16 protein-coding genes, 2 tRNA genes and 4 pseudogenes are annotated in these 17292 nt (G+C 60.6%); 10 read left to right on the top strand and 12 right to left on the bottom strand.

Annotated elements, in window-relative coordinates:
- Window positions 1–31 precede the first annotated feature (31 nt).
- The 4 genes and pseudogenes from ACGI6K_RS10250 to ACGI6K_RS10235 all read right to left on the bottom strand — a co-directional run.
- Entirely contained in the window at window positions 32–607 is a 576-nt protein-coding gene (locus ACGI6K_RS10250; protein WP_376945467.1) for a TerD family protein, read from the bottom strand.
- A 36-nt stretch (window positions 608–643) separates the two neighbouring features.
- The gene (locus tag ACGI6K_RS10245; protein WP_376945469.1) at window positions 644–1810 is read right to left on the bottom strand and encodes a TerD family protein; all 1167 of its coding nucleotides are present in this window, start codon (window positions 1808–1810) and stop codon (window positions 644–646) included.
- Complete coding sequence (locus tag ACGI6K_RS10240) at window positions 1807–2397, bottom strand: TerD family protein (RefSeq protein ID WP_376945471.1); 591 nt, start codon at window positions 2395–2397, stop codon at window positions 1807–1809. The genes ACGI6K_RS10245 and ACGI6K_RS10240 overlap by 4 nt, the downstream gene beginning before the upstream one ends.
- A 67-nt stretch (window positions 2398–2464) precedes the next feature.
- A pseudogene (locus ACGI6K_RS10235) lies at window positions 2465–2711 on the bottom strand (IS3 family transposase); the annotation flags it as partial.
- A gap of 138 nt (window positions 2712–2849) precedes the next feature.
- Between ACGI6K_RS10235 and ACGI6K_RS10230 the strand changes: the two are divergent.
- A complete protein-coding gene (locus tag ACGI6K_RS10230) occupies window positions 2850–3053 on the top strand; it encodes a hypothetical protein (protein WP_376945473.1) in 204 nt (67 codons plus the stop codon).
- Here the strand turns inward: ACGI6K_RS10230 and ACGI6K_RS10225 are convergent.
- The 4 genes and pseudogenes from ACGI6K_RS10225 to ACGI6K_RS10210 form a co-directional block, all read right to left on the bottom strand.
- A pseudogene (locus ACGI6K_RS10225) lies at window positions 3050–3388 on the bottom strand (MFS transporter); the annotation flags it as partial. The gene ACGI6K_RS10230 and the pseudogene ACGI6K_RS10225 overlap by 4 nt on opposite strands.
- 33 nt (window positions 3389–3421) lie before the next feature.
- Entirely contained in the window at window positions 3422–4648 is a 1227-nt protein-coding gene (locus tag ACGI6K_RS10220; protein WP_376945475.1) for an MFS transporter, read from the bottom strand.
- Window positions 4645–5697 (bottom strand): zinc-binding alcohol dehydrogenase family protein, encoded by a 1053-nt coding sequence (locus ACGI6K_RS10215; RefSeq protein WP_376945534.1) that lies wholly within the window; start codon window positions 5695–5697, stop codon window positions 4645–4647. The genes ACGI6K_RS10220 and ACGI6K_RS10215 overlap by 4 nt, the downstream gene beginning before the upstream one ends.
- A gap of 20 nt (window positions 5698–5717) precedes the next feature.
- Entirely contained in the window at window positions 5718–6908 is a 1191-nt protein-coding gene (locus tag ACGI6K_RS10210) for a serine hydrolase domain-containing protein (RefSeq protein WP_376945477.1), read from the bottom strand.
- A gap of 122 nt (window positions 6909–7030) precedes the next feature.
- Between ACGI6K_RS10210 and ACGI6K_RS10205 the strand changes: the two genes are divergently transcribed.
- The 6 genes and pseudogenes from ACGI6K_RS10205 (at window position 7031) to ACGI6K_RS10180 (ending at window position 11627) form a co-directional block, all read left to right on the top strand.
- Entirely contained in the window at window positions 7031–7963 is a 933-nt protein-coding gene (locus tag ACGI6K_RS10205) for a LysR family transcriptional regulator (RefSeq protein ID WP_376945479.1), read from the top strand.
- A gap of 51 nt (window positions 7964–8014) precedes the next feature.
- Window positions 8015–8221 (top strand): annotated as a pseudogene (locus ACGI6K_RS10200) (cation acetate symporter); the annotation flags it as partial.
- A gap of 109 nt (window positions 8222–8330) precedes the next feature.
- Window positions 8331–9178: pseudogene (locus ACGI6K_RS10195) on the top strand (3-hydroxyacyl-CoA dehydrogenase NAD-binding domain-containing protein).
- Between the two features lie 67 nt (window positions 9179–9245).
- Window positions 9246–11021 carry an acyl-CoA dehydrogenase C-terminal domain-containing protein gene (locus ACGI6K_RS10190; protein ID WP_376945481.1) on the top strand — a complete coding sequence of 592 codons (1776 nt, stop codon included), beginning with the start codon at window positions 9246–9248 and terminating at the stop codon, window positions 11019–11021.
- A 300-nt stretch (window positions 11022–11321) separates the two neighbouring features.
- Window positions 11322–11395, top strand: a tRNA-Cys gene (locus ACGI6K_RS10185).
- A gap of 145 nt (window positions 11396–11540) precedes the next feature.
- Window positions 11541–11627: transfer RNA gene (locus ACGI6K_RS10180), tRNA-Leu, on the top strand.
- Window positions 11628–11924: 297 nt separating this feature from the next.
- Here ACGI6K_RS10180 and ACGI6K_RS10175 read toward each other — a convergent pair.
- Together ACGI6K_RS10175 and ACGI6K_RS10170 are read right to left on the bottom strand one after the other, a co-directional pair.
- Window positions 11925–12257, bottom strand: coding sequence for a hypothetical protein (locus ACGI6K_RS10175; protein ID WP_376945483.1), 333 nt, complete (start codon window positions 12255–12257; stop codon window positions 11925–11927).
- 624 nt (window positions 12258–12881) lie between these two features.
- Window positions 12882–13130: a hypothetical protein gene (locus ACGI6K_RS10170; RefSeq protein ID WP_376945485.1), complete on the bottom strand. Its 249-nt coding sequence runs from the start codon at window positions 13128–13130 to the stop codon at window positions 12882–12884.
- Between the two features lie 967 nt (window positions 13131–14097).
- Between ACGI6K_RS10170 and ACGI6K_RS10165 the strand changes: the two genes are divergently transcribed.
- On the top strand, window positions 14098–14376 hold the full coding sequence (locus ACGI6K_RS10165; protein ID WP_376945487.1) for a hypothetical protein: 279 nt from the start codon (window positions 14098–14100) through the stop codon (window positions 14374–14376).
- Between the two features lie 226 nt (window positions 14377–14602).
- Here the strand turns inward: ACGI6K_RS10165 and ACGI6K_RS10160 are convergent, their stop codons facing one another.
- The gene (locus tag ACGI6K_RS10160; RefSeq protein ID WP_376945489.1) at window positions 14603–14764 is read right to left on the bottom strand and encodes a histidine kinase; all 162 of its coding nucleotides are present in this window, start codon (window positions 14762–14764) and stop codon (window positions 14603–14605) included.
- A 244-nt stretch (window positions 14765–15008) separates the two neighbouring features.
- Entirely contained in the window at window positions 15009–15464 is a 456-nt protein-coding gene (locus ACGI6K_RS10155) for a hypothetical protein (RefSeq protein WP_376945491.1), read from the bottom strand.
- Window positions 15465–15625: 161 nt separating this feature from the next.
- Here ACGI6K_RS10155 and ACGI6K_RS10150 point away from each other — a divergent pair, with 161 nt between their 5' ends.
- Window positions 15626–16033, top strand: coding sequence for an MbcA/ParS/Xre antitoxin family protein (locus tag ACGI6K_RS10150; RefSeq protein ID WP_376945493.1), 408 nt, complete (start codon window positions 15626–15628; stop codon window positions 16031–16033).
- A gap of 2 nt (window positions 16034–16035) precedes the next feature.
- Window positions 16036–16707, top strand: coding sequence for an RES family NAD+ phosphorylase (locus tag ACGI6K_RS10145; RefSeq protein ID WP_376945495.1), 672 nt, complete (start codon window positions 16036–16038; stop codon window positions 16705–16707).
- Window positions 16708–17292 lie beyond the last annotated feature (585 nt).

Here is a 17292-nt window from a genome sequence, read left to right as displayed (position 1 = left end):
ACTTCCTTCTGTGGTTTTGCTGGGGGATTACTTACAGATTCAGGCCGAACTGGTTGCACATCGCTTTCAAGCCGCCGGCATAGCCCTGGCCCACAGCGCGGAACTTCCATTCGCCGCTGTGGCGGTACAGCTCACCGAAGATCATTGCGGTCTCGGTGGAGGCATCCTCTGCCAAATCGAAGCGCACGACCTCGACACCGGAAACGCTATTGACGATGCGAATGAAAGCATTACCCACTTGGCCGAAGCTCTGGCGACGCACTTCGGCCTCGTGGATGGTCACGATGAAGGCGACCTTGTTGACGTCGGCCGGAACCTTGGTCAGATCGACCTTGATGGCTTCGTCGTCGCCGGCGCCGAGGCCATCACGGCTATCGCCTGCGTGCTCGACTGCGCCCTCAGGACTGCGCAGCTGGTTATAGAAGATAAAGTCCTGTTCACCACGGACCTTACCATCAGCATTCAGCAGAAAGGCGCTGGCATCCAGGTCGAACTGGGCGCCGTCAGTGGCGCGAGGGTCCCAGCCCAGACCGACCAGGATCTTGGTCAGGCTCGGGTCGGCCTTGGACAAGGACAGGTTGCCGCCTTTTTGCAGAGTGAGTGCCATGGGTAATTCTCCTTAACGGGATGATGATTGCTTTGGTTACTTACGGCCTGCGTTCCAGCGCAGGCCCCAGCTGTATCCTTCGTCCATCATTTGCTGACCACGGAAAAAACGGACCTCACGCGACACCTTCACACCGCCCCCCACATTTTCGAGTAGGGCGATGGCGCAGCAAGCTTGATTGCCACCCTCCTCGCTAACTCGCACCTCAATAGGCGGTTGCCCCGGAACATAGAGAATCACCACGCCATCGGTGGCGCTCCAATTCGGCACGCCGTCATAAATGAAGGCGTAAACCAGCACGCGGCGGATATGACGCCACTCTTTGCCGTTGATCCGCAGCCACTCCCCATCGCTGACAGCTCCGGTACGGTCGTCTCCCATGAGATGGATGTATGGCGGGCGATTGAATTCGCCGAACGCCTTGCCGAGCGCCTGGATCACACCCAGGCGCCCGTCCTGCATCTCATAGAGGCAGCCTACGTCAAGGTCGATATTGCCGGACTTGTTGCCAAGCAAATTGGAGAAAAACCCTCTTGATGAGCCGCTGCCGCGGTTCCAGTTCAGGTTGATCTTGATTTCGCCAAAGTCCCCATCGCCTTTTTTCTCCAAGCTGATGCTGGAGCGAGCCTTGTCGAGGGTGATTTTGTTCAGGTTGATCTTTGGCTGTGACGTCGGAGTGGGGAGCGGTGCTGCGGGCGGGGTAGCAATTTCGACACCGAAATGGGTGGCCAGGGGCTCGAGGCCACCGGCAAAGCCTTGGGCCACGCATCGGAACTTCCAGGCTCCCTGGCGACGATAGAACTCACCAAGGATCAGTGCAGTTTCCTGCATGCCCTGAGTTGGGATTGACGCTTCAATGCCACCGGTTATGTTCAATGTCAGATGAGGGCATGCTGTAAAGCGTGCCCTGTTCTCGTAGATGGTGGCAGTCAGGGCCACTTTTTCCACATCAATATCTAGCCGATCTAGGTTGAGGTCAAAGACGACTTGACCGGATTCGGATTGGGACAGCTTCACCGCACCGTTGGCAACAGTGGTCTGGCCGTAGAAACACATATCGGTATCGCCGCGAACCTTCCCGTTGGCGCCCAGTAGGAAAGCTGAAACGTCTAGATTTGCACCGGCTACAGGGGTAAAGATGACTGTGGCAGTCAAAGGGCCTTGAGCTAGGGGCGCATTTGCGCCGGGAGCCAGCGTAGTCACGCGCTCACCGCAGCTACAGCTTCATTACCCAGATCGGCAACGGTTCGACCATTGCTGCGCTGGCCGACCGCGGTTACATCCCAGCCCGAAGCAGTACGGGTCAGATAAGCCATGATCATGCCGGTATGGTCGCCTTGATCGCTTAGATTGAAGCGAGCCAGTTCCTTGCCGGTTACGTCATCCACAATGCGGCAGTAGGCGTTGCCCACCTTCTCGAAGGTCTGCCCCAGGAAGGAGTTCACGGTAAACACCAGATGCTTGATGTTGCTGGACAGAGCTTCTAGGTTCACAGAAATGGTTTCATCATCGCCGCTGCCGTCGCCCGTACGATTGTCGCCCGAGTGAGCAATCAGGCCGTCACTGGATGTCAGTTGACGGAACCAGACGACATCCACGGGACGTTGGTCGCTGTCGACCACGATGCAGGAGGCATCCAGGTCAACAGCAGTATCGCTATTCATCAACTTGCCGAAGAAGCCGGATGGCTTTATCGGATCCCAGCCCAGCCCCATGCGGATCCTGCACAGACCCGTGTCGGCTTCCTTGTCCAAAGAGATCGTTTGTTTCTTTGCGAGACTGATGCTCATGTGGTATTCCGTTCCAGATGTGTTGATTTTTGCATGCTGTATGCATCAGATATGACAAGAGTTTTTGTTGTCGATAATACGTCGCTTCGGCCTCGGCCGGCGGTATGCGTGGCCAGCTCCACCGCTTCCCGGTTCTTCCAAAACTGGCGATGGATCACTTCGGCCTTGTAGAGTCCGTCGATGGTCTCGGCCAAGGCATTGTCATAGGAGTCGCCCACGCTGCCCACCGACGGCTCGATCCCGGCTTCGGCCAGGCGCTCGGCGAAGACCTCGATGACGAAGGCCGCGTAGACGAAGCCCTGCCAGGTCGACAAGCGCTGGTAGAAGAACCATGCCCGGCGCTGGCTCCGATCCGGCTGGCGATCGCTGTGGCGTCCTGTGGAAGCGACAGAGAACCAGCCTGCGCCGCTGCGCGCAGGTTCGCGGCCGTCAAGCCGACCAGAACAGCACCGATGGCGGCGATGGCGACGGCTTCTCCTGCCACGCGCATGGTGGTGAAGATGCCGGCCGCCATTCCTGCCAGCTCTTTGGGCACCACACTGACCGACAAGGCATCCATCAAGCCCCACGGCAGGCCATTGCCGATGCCGATCAGCAACATGGGGATCGCCATCGCCCACAAGCTCCCATCAGGCGACAGGCCCATCAACAGCTAGGCGCCGAACGCGGTGCCAAGGAAGCTGAAAGCCCGAGTGCGTTGCGCGCCCTCGAACTCCTGTGCCAGCAGAGAAGTGGCCGAGGTCAGCACCAGGGCACCGCCGACGCCTTCGGCGGCGCGCAGCAGATTGAGCACCAACAGGTTCGGGGTCAGACCGGTCAGCAACGACGTGGCGATGAAAATCCAGAGCCCTGCCACGAAGCAACGCTTCCGGCCGATCTGGTCGCCGATGGCGCCCGCTGCCATGACGCAACCGCCGAACGCGATGGCGATCCAGCCCAAGGCGGATTGGTTGCCGCCCAGGTCACTGCCGACCGCTGGCGTGGATATCGCCGGGCCGGTGAATACCCATCGGGCGGGGCGTCTTCATGGCAAGTCCGGGGCGCGTTGTTGATCCGGTGCCGTGGCATCGGCTCTAAATGCGCCCCCTGCTGCAGGAAAGCCGCGCTGCTTGGCAACCCACACCATCACCAGCGTGGCCGTCAACAGCCCCAACAAAGCAGGTACGAAGGCGCCGACGCCCAGCCGTTCGAGGAGCACGCCGCCAGCGATGCCACCACCTGCAATCGCCGTGTTCCAGGCGGTGACCAGCATGGACTGCGCGATATCGGCGGCGTCTCCTGCCGTTTTGGCCAGAGCCGTCTGAAACAAAGTCGCCGCGCCGCCGAAAGCTAGGCCCCAGGCGGCCACAGCCGCGTACACCACGGCAGGCACATAGGACGCCACGCCCAACGCCAACGCGGCCAAGCCGAACAGGGCCGTGCTGGCGAGCGTCAGCGCACGCAGGTGGCGGTCGATCAATACGCCGACAATCCAGATTCCCAGTAAGGACATGATGCCGAACACCAGTAGCACCAAGTCCGTACGCTCGACCATACCCGCCGCCGCCAGAAACGGTGCGATGTAGGTATAGAGGATGTTGTGCGCCAACACGAAGGCCAGTACCACGAACAGCACGGGGCGCACGCCCGGCACCGTGAATACGTGCCCTAGCGACAAGCGCTTGCCCGCTACCTGTCCGGCGAAGTCCGGCAACTTGATGCGCACCCACGCCATGAGCACCAGCGCAAGTCCGCTCATGATGCCAAAGCAAGTCCGCCAGCCCACCAGATCGCCAAGCAATGTGCCGGCCGGCACGCCGAGTGACAGCGCCAATGGTGTGCCGACCATCGCAATGGCGATGGCTCTGCCTTTCCGATGCTCAGGCACCATGCGCGCGGCGTAGCCCGCCAGCAGCGCCCACAGCAGCCCAGCCGACACACCCGCGATGAAGCGCGCCACCATCGTCAGGACATAGCTGCTTGAGAACGTCGTCACGGTATTAGCGACCACGAAACCCGCGATGGCCGCCAGCAGCAACGGGCGACGGCGCACGCCCTGCGTGGCGGCGGTCAGCGGAATCGCTGCCATCAGCGAACCAATAGCGTAGATGGTCACGGTCTGGCCCACCCAGGCCTCGGACACCGCCAAGCCCTGCGCCATCTGCGGCAGCAGACCGGCTGGCAGCGCTTCGGTCAGGATGGTGATGAAAGCCGCCATGGACAGAGCCAGCAGAGAGGCCAGCGGCAGGCGGTTGTGGGAAGTGGCACTCATCGTCCGGCCTCCTGCGCTGGTTGCGCCATATCGTCCACAGAACGCGCCACGACCACCTTGCCGGATACGCCGCCGCCTTCCACCAGCCGATGGGCTTCGATCAGGCGCGCCGCGTTCAACGGATGCAGCACTCGATTGACAGTCGAACGTAGCACGCCCACATCCACCAGCGCCGCCACTTCGCCGAGGATGCGATGCTGCGCGATCATGTCTGGCGTGCGGTACAGCGGACGGGTGAACACCATCTCCCAATGCAGCGATACGCTCTTGGCCTTGAACGGCGCCGCATCCAATGTGTCGTGGTCGTCGATGATGGCCAGCCTCCCCTGTGGTGCGATCAGCTCCGCCAGTTCGTGCAGGTGCTCGGCGGTATGCGACAGCGCCGCGATGTGGGTGACGGGCGGCACCGGCAGCGCGCCGACCTGCGCCGGCAGTGGCCTCCGATGGTCGATGACGTGGTGAGCGCCCAGGGCCAAACACCAGTCGCGGCTTGGCGCGCGCGAGGCCGTGGCAATTACCGTCAGGCCGGTCAGCCGCCGCGCGAGTTGGATCAGTATGGAGCCGACCCCGCCGGCACCACCCAACACTAGCAGGCTGCCAGCATCCGCCGGCTTGCCGGGCGGCACGCCCAGGCGGTCGAACAGCAATTGCCAGGCGGTCAACGAGGTCAGCGGCAAGGCCGCCGCCTCGGCGAAACCCAGGGTTTCGGGCATGTGGCCGACGATGCGTTCGTCCACCAAGTGGAACTGCGCGTTGCTGCCGCTGCGGTCGAAGGAGCCGGCGTAGTAGACCTTCTGACCCGGCTGGAACAGCGTGACCGCTTCACCGACGGCCTCAACGATCCCGGCGGCATCCCAGCCCAGCGAGCGGACGCTATCTGGCGCAGCAACCAAACCTGCCCGGATCTTGGTATCCACCGGATTGACGGAGACGGCGTGGACCGCCACGAGCAGGTCGTGCAGCCCCGGCGTCGGTCGCTCGGCGTCGATATCGGTCAGGCAGTCCGGATCGGTCAGCGTGGAACCGCGGCGAAACGCGATGGCAGGCATGCGTGCGGGTATCGTCTTCATCACCGTACCTCCAGCGCGCCATAGACGGCATCGCGCAGGTCGGTGACGAAGCGGCCGGACATGCCTTCGTACAGTGTGTTGGTGAAGGCGACGACACTCAGGCCCTGGGCCCGGTCCACGAACCAGGAGTGGCCGTAGGCGCCGCCCCAGCGCCAGGTGCCTGCCGATTCCGGCGAAGCGGCCAGCAGAGGGTCGCGTAGTACCGAGAAGCCTAGGCCGAAACCGAAGCCCGGTGCAGCATCCAACTCAAAACCACCGGTCTGATCGCGTCCCATTTCTTCGACAAATTCACCGGGCAGTAGCGTGCCTCCGCCCTGGCGCAGGATTTCCAGCAGGCGCAGGAAGTCCCCGGCCGTGCCGGCCATGCCAGCACCCCCCGACGGGAAAGCCTGCGCATCGAAGATGCGAGCCGGGCTGTAGGCGATGCCGACGGCTCCCTCGAAAGCCGAGACGGTCTCACCTTCTGCCAGGCGGTGCGGTTGCGGCACGTCGTTGACATAGGCGGCGGCCACGCGCCGCGCATCACGGACGACGAAGCAGGTGTCGGCCATGCCCAATGGGCCAGTCACCAACTGCCGCACCGCTTCGTCCAGCGGCGTGCCGTGGATGCGCTCGATCAGCGCGCCCAGCACGTCGGTCGCCAGCGAGTAACCCCAGGCAGTGCCCGGCTCGTACAGCAGCGGCACACTGGCGAGGCGGCGCAGGTTCTCGGCCAGGGAGATGCCGGATGCATCCATGCCATCTGATACGCCGGCCCGCGCATAGAGACCGTCTGCGTCGGCCTCGAAGAAGCGGTAGCCCAGCCCCGCCGTATGGCTGAGCAATTGCCGCGTCGTGATGCGCGCCTCGCGGCCATCGGCCAACCGGGGCCGGAACCCGGGCAGCCAGCGCTCGATGCCGGCATCCAAGTCTAGCCGCCCCTGCGCCACCAGGACCAGCGCCGCCGTGGAGACGATGGGCTTGCTCACCGAGGCAAGCCGGAACACCGCCTGCAGGGTCATCGGCCGAGCAATTTCGCGGTCGGCGAAACCGGCGGCCTGCTGGTAGATCAGTTCGCCGTCGCAGGCGACCAGGACGACGGCGCCGACCAGGCGCCGGTCGTCCAGTGCCTGCTGCACGACGGCCTGGATACGTGCAGATAGGTGCGCAGGCGGAACACCCTGGCGCAGCAGAAACTGCAAACTCGTCATGGCAAATACCTCGATTCAATGGGTAGTGCCTAAACGATAGGAATCTCCCAATTAAAGAAAAAGTAGGCTACAGTTCCTTTATATACGGAAAAAAGTGTCCGCAATTGTAAGGAAAGCGGATCATGGACAGCCTGAACGGCTTAGTGGTGTTCGTGCAGGTCGCCGAGACACGCAGCTTCGTCGCCGCCGGCCGGCTGCTGGGCGTGTCTGCCTCGGCCGTCGGCAAGAGCGTGGCGCGGCTGGAAGAGAAGCTTGGGGTACGCCTGTTCCACCGCAGCACGCGCAGCATCACGTTGACCGCCGAAGGCACGCTATTTCTGGAGCGCAGCCGCCGTATCCTGGCCGAGATCGAGGCGGCGGAACTGGAGTTGTCGCAAGCTACCGCCGTACCGCGCGGACGCCTACGGGTGAGCCTGCCCCTAGTCAGCTCGCTGGTGCTGCCGGTGCTCTGCGAGTTCATGCGCGAGTACCCCGAGATCGAACTGGACCTGGACTTCACCGACCGGATGGTCGACGTGGTCGAGGAAGGCTTCGATGCCGTGGTGCGTACGGGCGAACCGGCCGACTCGCGCCTGTCGGCCCGTCGTCTGGGCACCTTCCAGATGCGGCTGGTGGCCTCGCCGGACTATTTGACGCGTCGAGGTACGCCCGTGACGCCCTCCGATCTGCACCAGCACACCTGCCTGCACTATCGCTTTCCCAACAGCGGCAAGCTGGAGACCTGGGCGCTGCGGCAAACGCCTGGCGAGCCCGAACTGCAACTGCCCACCTCGATGATTTGCAACAACATCGAGACGCGCGTGTGCTTTGCACTGCAAGGACTGGGAGTTGCCTACCTGCCGGACTTCGCGATACGCGAGCCCTTGGCCAATGGTCGGCTGGTGCCGATCCTGACTGACCGTGTGGAGCGCAGCGGGGTTTTCCATGTGCTGTGGCCGGGGAGCAAACACCCCTCGCCGAAGGTACGGGCTCTGGTGGACTTCCTCAGCGAGAGAGTCTTTCCAGCTTCTGTGGACAAGCCAGGAGCGAAGATTCAACGTCCGGTCAACCGATAAAGGGACCGCGAACCTGCCCGATCTCCCACGATACCCAGCCGTCGCGCACCGATCCCCTCGCCGGCGGTGCGGGTCACGGTGCTGGGCAACGCCAAGGCGATCTTCTCCCACGACCACCCGGCGCTGTTCTCCATGCCGCTGGCCTTCCTAGTCATAGTGTCCAGGCTCGACCGCAGTGCCCGTCCCGAAAGAGAACGGGCGGCTTTCGACGATCAATTCGTCAGGGGCCAAACCGGTCAGAAGGCGGTGTGCCGCTCGCCGCCAATACAAAGCCCCTGGCGGCGAGCGGCGCGGGCACCTACTGTATGCAACAGATGGAATATGGGCCGGAGCCATGAAATCGCCCCACTCAACATGGAGCCCGAGCATGAACGATCAGAAGAACAGCAACGATGGAAAACCACGCATTGCCGTCATCGGTGCCGGCACCATGGGCAACGGCATTGCCCAGGTCTGCGCGCTGGTAGGTCGGCAAGTCGTCCTCGTGGATATCTCCGACAACGCCCTGGAGCGAGGGATCGCCACCCTCTCCGGCAACCTGGAACGCCAGGTGAAGAAAGGGCTGATCGACGAGGCGGACAGGCAGGCAGCGTTGGGCCGTATCCAACCGCAGCCCCATTACGGCGCGCTTGCCGGCAGCGAACTGGTCATCGAGGCGGCTAGCGAGAATCTCGAGCTCAAGCGACAGATCCTCACCCTGATCGAGGAAGCGACGGAGTCCGACATATGATCGCCAGCAATACCTCGTCGCTGTCGATCAGCGAACTGGTGAGCGCACTGGGAAAACCCGAACGATTCATCGGCCTGCACTTCTTCAACCCGGTGCCGCTCATGACCCTGGTCGAGGTCATCCGCGGCCTGCAGACCACCGAAACCACCTATGCCAAAGCCCTCGCATTCGCCGGGCAGATCGGCAAGACCGCTATCCCGGTGCGCAACAGTCCGGGTTTCGTGGTCAACCGCATCCTATGTCCGATGATCAACGAAGCGATTTTCTTCCTCCAGGAAGGCCTGGCCAGCGCCGAGGACATCGACACTGGCATGCGGCTCGGCTGCAATCACCGGATCGGCCTGGACACGCTGCTGGCGATTCTCGAAACCTTCCATCGCGATTTTGGCGATTCCAAGTACCATCCGCCCATTTTGCTCAAGGAAATGGTCGCGGCCGGGTATCTGGGTCGCAAGAGCGGCCACGGCTTCCACTCTTACACCTGAGCCATGCTCCCGACGGCAGCCCGTCCCAAGCGGGCGACCATCCCATGACAAGCAAACGAGGTCCGTCATGCCCGAATACCACGCCCCCCTGCGCGACATGCGCTTCGTCCTGCACGAGGTGTTTGCCGCCGACAAGCTCTGGGCACGCTTGCCCACCCTGGCCGAAACGGTGGACACCGAGACCGCCGACGCCATCCTCGAGGAGGCGGCCAAGGTCACCGGCGAATTGCTCGCCCCGCTCAACCGCAGCGGCGACGAGGAAGGCGCGCACTGGAACGACGGCGTCGTCAGTACCCCGGCCGGCTTCCGCGAGGCTTATGCCACCTATATCGAAGGCGGCTGGGTCGGCCTGGCCGGCAACCCGGCCTATGGCGGCCAGGGCATGCCGAAGATGCTCGCTGTGCAGTTCGAGGAAATGCTCTACTCCGCTAACGCCAGCTTCACCCTGTATTCGGCGTTGACCTCCGGCTGTTGCCTGGCACTGGACGCCCATGCCAGCGAGGAAATCAAGCAACTCTACCTGCCGCGCCTATACAGCGGCGAATGGGCGGGCACCATGTGCTTGACCGAAGCCCATGCCGGCTCCGACCTCGGCCTGCTGCGCACCCGTGCCGAACCGCGGGCCGACGGCAGCTATGCGATCAGCGGCGGCAAGATTTTCATCACCGGCGGCGAGCAGGACCTGACGGCGAACATCCTTCATCTGGTACTGGCCCGCCTGCCCGACGCACCAGCCGGCTCGAAGGGCATTTCGCTATTCCTGGTACCCAAGTTCCTGGTGGCTCCAAATGGCGAGCTCGGTGCTCGCAACGCGCTGTCCTGCGGCTCGCTGGAACACAAGATGGGCATCAAAGCCTCGGCCACCTGCGTAATGAATTTCGACGGCGCTACCGGCTACCTGATCGGAGAACCGCACAAGGGCCTAGCGGCCATGTTCACCATGATGAACTACGAACGCCTGTCCATCGGCATCCAGGGCATCGGTTGCGCCGAGGCCTCCTACCAGAATGCGCGGGCCTATGCCCGCGAGCGTCTGCAGGGACATGCTCCGGGCGGTGCCCGGGCACTGCAGAAAAGTGCCGATCCGATCGTCGCCCATCCCGATGTACGTCGCATGCTGCTGACCATGAAGGCGCTGACCGAAGGCGGACGTGCCTTCTCCACCTACGTTGCTCAGCAACTGGATCTGGCCAAGCACAGCGAAGGCGAAGAGCGCCGTCATGCCGAAGCGCTGGTGGCATTGCTCACCCCCATCGCCAAGGCCTTCTTCACCGATACCGGCCTGGAGAGTTGCATTCACGGCCAGCAGGTGTTCGGCGGACACGGCTACATCCGCGAATGGGGGCAGGAGCAATTGGTGCGCGATGTACGCATCGCGCAAATCTACGAAGGCACCAACGGCATCCAGGCTCTCGACTTGCTAGGGCGCAAAGTGGTGGCCAACGGCGCCGATGCATTGCACGCGTTCACTGGGGAAATCCGCGCCTTCCTGGACGCGCCGGCCGCTTCCCACCCGTTCGCCGACCGGTTGCTGACCGCCGTGGAGAATCTGGAAAGTGTCAGCGCCTGGCTGCTCGAACAGGCCGAACAGGATCCCGCGCTGGTCAATGCCGTGGCGGTGGACTACCTGAACCTGTTCGGCTACGTCGCCTATGCCTACATGTGGGCGCGCATGGCTGCCGTGGCCCAGGCCAGTCGCGACAACGACGAAGCCTTCTACGGGGCCAAGCTGGCCACCGCGCAGTTCTACTTCACCAAGCTGCTACCGCGCATCCATTCCCTGGATGCCGTCATCCGCGCCGGCAGCGCCCCGCTTCTGGAACTGGCCGACGACCGCTTCTAATGCGCCTGGTGGCCGGCGGCATCGGGCCTCGCCGGTCACCGGGGCGTGTTACCGCTTCGTCGATACTCACTACCAAGGAGAGATAGAGCCAAACCTGGCGGATGCAGGATCACCTTCCGGTCGATACGGCAGAAAAATTGGCACAGGGGTTGCCAAGCAACCGGAACAAGTCCATAATTGCGTCCGCTCTTCGGGCAGTAACGAAAAACTCTTAAGTATCAGAGAGTTAGAGCTTAGGATTAAGCTTCGTTTCAAGCCAAAGTTTAGTTTGCAAGGTTGCTTATTCGAACCTTGCTTACAGGCCGGGTGGCAGAGTGGTCATGCAGCGGATTGCAAATCCGTGTACGCCGGTTCGATTCCGACCTCGGCCTCCAATCGAGAAACGCCCCGAAAATAATTTTTCGGGGCGTTTTGCTTTTCTCGATCGCTTTTCGATAAGACTGTTTCTTCAACTTGCTTCATGGCTTCAGGCTATATATATTCTTATTCTTCGATAGGAATGATTTTCTGTATCTCTCTGCCCGGATGGCGAAATTGGTAGACGCAAGGGACTTAAAATCCCTCGCTGGCAACAGCGTGCCGGTTCGATCCCGGCTCCGGGCACCAGTAATTATGCGGCTTGCAGCGGCTCTGGTAGCTTTTGCTTTTAACTTTTCCTGCAACTTCCCCTTGCCAGGCGCGCCTCCTCCTCTTTGTGCTCCCCGATACTGCGGTCATTACAGCGCAGGTATGGATCGACTGATCGCAGGTTGAAGAATACCGCTACCGGGCCGGGCTTTATCAATACCTGCCTTCGCTCTGAGTCGCTGTGCCGATATCTCAAGTCCTACTATTTTCCTGTACTCCATCAGTCGGGCCATCCAACTTCGTGACAGTTCGGAGCGAACAACGGATACCGAGGTATTACTCGTTTTTCTCCAACGAAATAACGTTAGCCGGTAGTTCTTTTCTTGCAGGCTTTACAAGAGGGGCCGAGTAATTCGGGAGCACGAGCCGCACGCCTCGAACCAGCCATTCATGTCGGTCTTCCATGCTCGCTCCGAATAGGATGGCTTGGGTCCACTTGACATAGCATTGACGAATTTCCATATCCGGTATAGCGTCGATGACAGGCTTCGCCAAGACGAGATTGAGCTCCTGTAGAAACGCAAGGATCAGGGCATCGCGTGCATCCGGCGAACCGGCGTCACCGTGTTCGGCGGCCAGCTTTCGAAGTTTGGCAAGATTCATGTCCATCACAGTCCCCGTCCTTCCCCTGTAAGCCCCTTCATGGTGTCGTTATGATACTACACAGAAAAGCCTGCTGCTGTAGCCCTGCAGCTTGTGATCTCCGTCTTGATTCGCCTCCACACGAACCAGGAGCGAGCCTCTACACATACTCGTCACTCTCGTTCGCTCTTTTCAGACAGGCTCCGCGCCGGTTTTTGCTGCTCGGGCTCCCACCAGTTTCATCCGCTCTTTCCGGCTTTCTTGACCTGATACAACGCCCGATCCGCACGGTGCAGAAATTTGCGTTTATCGGCGGCCTAATCAGGATAGAGACAACTGCCCACATCGGCTAAGATACGAAAGGCTCCATCGATCTGGCAGTGAAAATGGGCAGGAAAGAAACTTTCGAAGCGGAAGTCAACATTCCCTTTCAGTTGGTCACCCAGGGCAATTACGGGAACTTCCTCAACCGCTGAGCAGCGGCTCGAAGCGCTGCCGCGCCGATGAGACGGTGACGCTGCCAGAATGATTGAAAGCCTCTCAAGTGCTCCACTTTCCAGCCAACTGCAATGCTGCCCTCTTGCGTGGACAGCATTGCGGACGTTTCCGGAGCTCATGGTTCTATCAGGAGTTGACCACGGAAGAATGCTTCTAATGCAGATATAGAAGCTCGCAGTACACCTGTTCGGCATCCCCTACCCCGACAAGTTTCTGATCGACCAGAGCGGTAATATAGCCATACATCCAGGTAGTGGAGTCACGATGCATTCGCTGAAGAAGAGCCTCCTGATCAGTTTCGGGAATCTTCATCTTATCCCAGTTCATTATCGAAGTGCCCTGCAGGCTATTCAAACGTCTATTGAAGCTGGAAGAACGAGCAGCCAAGTCTTTAAGCATCATTCCTTTCACCCTTGTCATTTCCCTAGACATCCGGATATGCAGCGGAACGCATTGAAAGCGTAGACGACGATCTATCCCGATGATTACCAAGATCTTCGCATGGAGGATCCGACGAACTCCGCCATCTATCATGAAAGTGCCAAATGAATATCCATTTGCCAGCCTTTCGAGGAAGCGGCTTTCCGCTATCGTCCCGGTATATTATGAACGCATGTGCGGTGGTAAAGAGAAGCCCGGCATCCGGCAAGGAACAGGAAACCCCCTATACTTCAGACAGTTGTGGTCGGCATGTCCCATCACGCGTCTCGTCGTCCGAACGATGGCCTCCTCCATATCCGCCCAGGCGGGACGGGCGACTCTCTGTTCGCCACCGGCGAAGCGAACCGCTAGCTATGTTTCGTCGTTTTTCAGGATTCTTTATCTTATTACAAATGTGTACCTCCGTCCTGACGTCAGGTCTCGTGCGCCATCCATCCGCCAGATGATGGCGCCTTTCGGCCCATGATGCCGCCATACCCGTCGACGACCGCTCTCGTGGCCCGATATCCGGCTCAAATCTAGGCTGGCGCTCAACGGCCTGGCCGTCCATCGACCGATGCCGGTGATCGGGATCGCGAAAATTTTCCAGCGGCCAAAATGACCGGAACGGATACAATGAGGCAGGCGATCTTCGAAAAAATCATCGGACGCCAGTAGCGACTGTGACTTTGGTACCGACACACATCGCTGTAACGTTAGACAAGTTCTATGGACCCTTCCGGCTTCAATGGCACGGAACATGGGACAGGCGCAAAGGTCAATTCAAATAGGAGGAGAATGTACAGAACTTCGACAGCACTGTTATTATCCCTGAAAATAGAAAGACCGATACAAGAGACCAGGAGCGAATTGAGCAACGGGAAGGAACGCTTGCACCTTCGGTGATGACCATCGCCAGGGACGGCCTCTTTCCCAAAGAGGTACTCCTATGTCAAGCATGACCAACCTCGAACATAGCGGCACCGCCCGCGTCCATGCCAGCGACCTCGTGCATCATGCCCGCGACAACAAACGTGTCGCCCGGGAACTCGACCGTCTCCATCTGCACGATCTGGCAAACGAATTGAGAGGATTTGCCGATAATCAAATGCGCATGGCCAGGATGTGGCTGCCACGCCGCCGGAGCGGATATTTCGACGGCTCTTGGAAATTGCTCCGGCTGATGGAAAAAAACTCCAGGCCAAGTTATCGCCGAAGGGAAAACTGAACGTCTGTCAGTATGTCCGTCGTACAGGCGGCATTATTCCGGATAATCGGAATGGCTGCGGTAATCAGAGCGTAGCCATTTCCCTTTTCCGACGATCCGACCGATGTCTTCTTCACATAAGGCATCGGCCGGGCGCTGCAATAGAACCGGGCAAGATGGAGTCCATACACTGGCCACGAATCATTGCGCAGTTGTCGGGAGCTCAGTTAACCTGATTGGTTACCGGTCAATCCCAATAACGCTCGGAGCATCTTTCGCGACCGTCTTTACGCCCGGCATTTCTGGCCTCTGAACCATGGAAACGGGAATGAATCGGCAAATGAATTAAGCCCGTGATACGCCCGGAGGCATCGACCAGTCGGATGGTCACGTATTGGCGTTGCTGCATGGCGCACCTCCTTCGACCGGCACCGCCAGGACTCGGTCGCGAGCCTTGGCCGATACCTCTTACAGCCGATTCCGCCCAGGCCATTTCCCCTATTAGGCCCTGGTTCGCGCTAAACATTCCCTTATGCCGAATTTTACATGGACTTTCCACCCAAACGACCGGCAGATCCGCGATGAAAATATCGGAACCGTCCGCCGACGCCGGGTTTCCCGCGGTTTCGCCGATACGTCCGCTCCGCGCTTTCTCAGCTCGAGATGTCGCGCAGGTAGTCAAGTACCTCCTGCGAGCCGATCTTGAGAAAAACGAACGACACAGCGTGAAACACGACGATCGAGAAGACGACACTGAGGTAGACGCTCAGGGTCGTACCGAATAGAAAGCCGATACCCGCCAGCAAGCCGATGTGCGAAGCGACGAAGGCCGCCCCGACCAAGGTGCCGAGGAAGGTAGCCGCCCCGTACGACAGCAACACGGAGAGCAGCAGGCCGACGATAGCCACGAGGCGCCGCCTGGGGTCCTTCACCAGAAAGGCGATCCGGACGATCAATACCGGCGCCATGATGAAGGAGGCGAGCACCTTGACCGGGTGGCTGGCGATCCGGTGGAACACCTCGCCGAGCCGTCCCTTTTCGTTGGCGGCGTTCCTGGCCAGTGCAAAGATCCCGCTTCCCAATACCTCACTGGCAGCTTTTCCGAACATCGGCATTCCCCATCGCAGCAAAAGGTCGAGTGGCCTCGGGTTTCACTCGGTGCCATGGTAGCGCACCGCACGAAATCAGGCCCGACGCCGTTCCCTTGCATCCACTTATGGACTATATTCGCATAATTAGAATATATATGGACACCCGCGGAGCTTTCCCCATGACTTCCAATTCGCGCACCGCCCCGAGCCCTCACATCAGTGTCGACACACCTCGGGCTGGACAGGTGGCACTGAAGTTCTTCTTCCGCCTCGCCGAACTCTGGGGACTGACCCCGGAGCAGCAGATGGTGCTCCTCGGCGGTATCGGCCGCTCCACTTATTTCAACTATCGCAAGCTCCCGGAGGTCCGCCTGGGCCGCGACCTGCTGGAGCGGATCTCCCATCTAATGAGCATCCACAAGTCGCTGCGTATCCTGTTCGGCGACTCGCCCTCCACCTACGACTGGATCAAGCGCCCGAACAAGGCCGCGCCCTTCAACGGCGACTCGGCGTTGCAACGGATGCTGGCCGGATCGCTGGTCGACCTGTCGGACGTCAACCGCTATCTAGCGGCGCAGCGGGGCTAGAAATGAATGAAGTCATTCCCGACTGGCAGGCGCACCGGCTGGTCGCCAGCCATTTCCCGCCCATCGGCGTGTTCGAGGACACCCTGGACCCCGCCGACCTGGAGATCGCTTTCGAGATCGAGGCGCTGACCAACGACCGCCTGCGCGAGGAAGCCGGCGAGATTCGCTTGGTCGCTCCTGAAGACCGGGTTTCCGGCCCCGGCTCCAGCCCGGTCATGGCGGCCTTCACCCACATCGGCAATCCGAGCCGCTTCACCGACGGCAACTACGGCATCTACTACGCGGCTGACAGCCTCGAGGCGGCTATCGCGGAAACCCAGTTCCACCGTGCGCGCTTTCTCGCCGCCACGGAGCAGCCCAGCTTGGAGCTGACCATGCGCTGCTACCTGAGCCTGATCGTCCGGCCGCTGGCGGACATCCGCGCCGGCGCCCCCGAACTCTATTCCCCCGATCCAGACCGCTATGGTCCGGCCCAGACCTTCGCCGCCCGGCTGCGCCTGGAAGGTACGTGGGGCCTGCTCTACGATAGCGTGCGCCGTCCAGGCGCCGAATGTGTGGCGCTGTTTCGCCCACCGGCGACCAGTATCCCGGTACAGGGCAAGCACCTACGCTATGTCTGGGATGGCCAGCAGCAAGCTTTCACCCACGTTCTGGAAGTCTCGGAAATCCGTTAACCGCCCTCTCCTGCCATCCAAGGCGGCTGGCAAGAAGCAACCGCCTAGTGTTTTTCTGATTACTTGTAGTTGATGGGGATGGTCGGTATTGGAGTTTGCTTTGATTCTTGATTTCCGATTTCGGAAATAAAAACGAACAGACAGGGGACTTTTGCCGCCCCCGCCGAGTCCTTCTGTCTATCTGCCTGCATAGACGGGCTTGGAGGCGGCAGACCCGGTACGCCTCATCATTCGATTTCCGATTTAAGGAGAATATCGAAACCCAGGTTCCTCCGACGGGGAACCGGCCATCGTCTTGAGAAGCCGGCTCATGGCTGGCTGCGTTCGTCCACTCCGCTCGCATGGCTCTACGAACGCCTGCTCGATAGCGACAGCGGCTCCGCCAACCGCGCTCCGACGTGGGGAAGCCTCCGGGAAAGGAGCTTTCGCGACATTGCCGGCACAAGGGATCGCCACCTGTCGGAATAGTCGTGAAAAAGAGATTTTCGGTCCCTTTTTAATAGAACTTTCACGCTCGGTGGAGCAGCATGAAACCTGCTGAAGGATCAGCTCCATCGTGTGACAGAGCCCACCGCTGTTTTGGTG

Source organism: Azorhizophilus paspali (assembly GCF_043587585.2).
Classification (GTDB): domain Bacteria; phylum Pseudomonadota; class Gammaproteobacteria; order Pseudomonadales; family Pseudomonadaceae; genus Azotobacter; species Azotobacter paspali.
Note: the sequence above shows the minus strand (reverse complement) of the source record. Positions and strands in the feature narration are given on the sequence as shown.